The organism is Nonomuraea sp. NPDC003201, from assembly GCF_053590415.1.
The window spans coordinates 1-2,910 of record NZ_JBSFTC010000633.1 but is presented as its reverse complement, the minus strand read 5'-3'; the positions used below and the strand labels follow the sequence as shown (position 1 = coordinate 2,910).

Sequence of the window (2,910 nt, the reverse complement as noted above, 5' to 3'; positions counted from 1 at the left end):
GTCGGCGACCGTCGCGGGCACGAGGGGCTGCTGCTCGGCGGGCTCGTCCTGTCCGCGGCCGGGATGGCCGCCGTGTCGCTGACGCACTGGAGCCTGAGCGTCGTCGCCGGCGCCGCCGTCTTTGGCGCCGGGTTCGGCGTCCTGCAGAACGCCACCATGACCGTCATGTACGGGCGCGTCCGTCCGGAGATGTTCAGCACCGTCAGCGCCCTGTGGAACGCCGCCTACGACAGCGGCATGGCCGCCGGCGCGTTCGCGGTCGGCCTCCTGGCGCCCCTGACCGGCTACCCGCCGGCGCTGCTGGTCACCGCCGCTCTGATGGCGCTCGCCGTCATCTTCGTCCCCCGGGCCCGCAGGGCCCCCTCGACCCTTGTGGAACCATGATGACGCAACTCGCCGTGAGGACATTCGCCGACGCCGCCGATGGCTGGCACTCACCGCTCTGGCGCTGCCGACCCTGCTGGTCGCGATCGACATCTCCGTGATGGGCGCGGCGCTGTTCGCGCTGGCCTCGGCCGTGGGCGCGTTCGCCGCCACCCCGCTGCTGGTGATCCTGGCCCGGGCCGTCATGGGCGTGGCCGGGTCGGCCATCATGCCCGCCTCCATGTCGCTGATCGGGGTGCTGTTCACCGACGAGAAGGTCCGCGTGCAGGCGATGGGCGCGTACATGACGGTGTTCCTGGGCGGGATGGCGGTGGCGCCGTTCGTCGGCGGGCTGCTGCTGGCCTCCTTCTGGTGGGGGTCGGTGTTCCTGATCGGTGTGCCGGTCATGGCCGTCACCATCGCCGTCGTACCGCGCCTGCTGCCGGAGACCCGCTCCGAGCACGCGCCCCGGATCGACCTGGTGAGCACCGGGCAGAGCCTGGCCGCGGTCCTCGGCGTCGTCTACGCGCTCAAGACCTGGGTGAGCGACGGCGCCGGCGCCTCGGTGTGGCTCACCCTGGCCGCCGGACTGCTCCTCGCCGCGCTGTTCGTGCGGCGGCAGCGGCGGCTGGACAACCCGCTGCTCGACCTGGGCCTGATCCGCGCGCCGCGGGTGGCCAAGGTGCTGGCCGCGCTGTTCCTGACCGCGCTGGTCAGGGGCGGGCGCTGGCGGCGTTCGGCATCGGCGCGGCGTTCCCGCTGCTGATGGACCGCGTCATCAGCGCCGCACCGCCGGAGCGGGCCGGCGCGGGAGCGGCGCTGGCCCAGGTGAGCAACGAGCTGGGGATCGCGGTCGGGCTGACGCTCCTCGGCTCCCTGGGCACCGTGATCTACCGCGCCCGGCTCGGCCTGCCTGGCTCACCGTCCGCGGGCGGCGTCGTCGACGGCGTCCGTGACGCCGCCGCCCGCGGTGACCTCCACCTGCTGGGGGACGTGCGGGCGGCGTTCACCGACGCCTACAACGTCGTGGGCCTGGCCGGCGTGGCCGTGCTGGTCCTGGTGCTCGTCCTCGTCAAGCGCGGACCGAACGGCTGACACTCCGGAGCGACGGCCCTGCGGCGAGGGCCGCCTCGGGGCTCCGGCAAGCCACGCAGAAGCGATAGAGGTCCACCCGGGTGAGCGTGCCGGCCGGGTTGTACCGCCGTTTGCAGTAGGCGCGCCAGAAACCTGTCGCCTCGAGTCTGGCGCCCGCCTCCTGGCACTTGGCGCACGCGTTGGGGTTGTAGTGCGAAGAGTCGAAGTACCAGTCGGCCGACAGCGAGCCGTCTCCACAGGTGACCGCGAGCGCCACGCTCGTTGACGCCTGTTCGGCGCTCGCGGTCCCGCCTGTCAGCAGCGCGACGGCCGTGCCCAGCATGGCGGCCGTGCTCAGGACGATGGTCGGCTTCCTCGAATGCGATCCCGTGTGTGCCATGTCCGCCTCCTCAGGGTTACAGGACCGATTCTCAGTACGGGAAGCAGCGCTGACCAGGGCGGCGGCAGGGCATTCAACGGGCATTCGGGTGGCCGCGCAGGAACGCGGTGACCAGCTCCCGGTACTCGGCGGGCCGGTCGTGGGCGATGTCGTGGCCGGAGCCGTCGATCGCGCGGAAGACGGCGTTCGGCAGCACGTCGGCGTACTCGCGGGCGACCTCGGGCGCCAGGTAGTCGCACGAGCCGCGCAGCACCAGCACGGGCACGGCGACCCGGCGCAGTGCGGGCCGGGGGTCGGCCATCCGGCCGGCGTCGCGCGCGGTCATGACGTTGGCCCAGAACCCCGACCCCGACGGCGGCTCCCGCAAGGGCCGGCCGGGGCACCCCGCCCGCATGTCCAGGTCGCCGACGAGGGACTCGAACTCGCCGTCCATCGCCTCGCCCGGCAGCAGCGCGTGGGCGGCGCGAGGCCCCGCGACCTCGACGAGCGCGGCGGCCAGCAGCAAGCGGGGATGGCGGTCCCACAGCGCGCCGTTCTGGTCGCGCAGCCCGCTCGCCGTCAGGTGCCGGTTGTCCGGGAAGGCGGGAGACCACATCGTTCCCGGCGAGGCCACGACCGCGCGGGCGACCCGGTCCGGGTGCGCGGCCAGGTAGGCGGCGACGAGCTGGCCGCCCCAGGAGACGCCGGCCAGCACGACGCGGTCGGCGCCGATCGCGGCCCTGACGGCGTCCAGGTCGGCGACGTGCCTGGCGACCGTGTAGCCGCCCACGTCGGACAGGCGGCCGGACAGGCCCGCACCCACTTGGTGGTAGGCGTACACGTCGAAGCCCGCGGCGGCGAGCGCGGGCGCCAGCGGCGACGGCTCGGCGTCCGGCGCGCCCGGCCCGCCGTGTACGAGGATCACCGGCGTGGCCCCGCGCTCGCCCTGGGCCGGGGTCCGCGTGTAGGCGATGCGCGAGCCGGTCGGCAGGTCCCAGTACCGCGTGCCGGGCCCGGCCGCCATAGGCCGGTGCGGCGGCCCGCCGAACAGCAGGCCCGCGAGGGGGACGGCCACGGCCGCCAGCTCCGCCCCG

Annotated in this window: 5 protein-coding genes; 3 read left to right on the top strand and 2 right to left on the bottom strand. The window is 74.5% G+C overall.

The genetic code is table 11. The features are described from left to right. From ACWDX9_RS62015 to ACWDX9_RS62005, 3 genes are all read left to right on the top strand, one after another. Positions 1-384 (top strand): MFS transporter (locus tag ACWDX9_RS62015; RefSeq protein WP_449973233.1); only part of this gene is annotated, 384 nt, incomplete at its 5' end. Continuing rightward, the gene (locus ACWDX9_RS62010) at positions 371-1,129 is read left to right on the top strand and encodes an MFS transporter (protein ID WP_449973232.1); all 759 of its coding nucleotides are present in this window, start codon (positions 371-373) and stop codon (positions 1,127-1,129) included. The genes ACWDX9_RS62015 and ACWDX9_RS62010, both read left to right, overlap by 14 nt. Next, positions 1,129-1,458, top strand: a complete 330-nt coding sequence (locus tag ACWDX9_RS62005) for a hypothetical protein (RefSeq protein WP_449973231.1) — start codon at positions 1,129-1,131, stop codon at positions 1,456-1,458. The genes ACWDX9_RS62010 and ACWDX9_RS62005 overlap by 1 nt, the downstream gene beginning before the upstream one ends. On the opposite strand, the gene ACWDX9_RS62000 is transcribed toward ACWDX9_RS62005, so the two are convergent. Continuing rightward, positions 1,436-1,837 (bottom strand): hypothetical protein, encoded by a 402-nt coding sequence (locus ACWDX9_RS62000; RefSeq protein ID WP_449973230.1) that lies wholly within the window; start codon positions 1,835-1,837, stop codon positions 1,436-1,438. The two genes, ACWDX9_RS62005 and ACWDX9_RS62000, sit on opposite strands and share 23 nt — an antisense overlap. Before the next feature lie 73 nt (positions 1,838-1,910). Next, a partial coding sequence (locus tag ACWDX9_RS61995; RefSeq protein ID WP_449973229.1) for an alpha/beta fold hydrolase occupies positions 1,911-2,910 on the bottom strand: 1,000 nt, incomplete at its 5' end.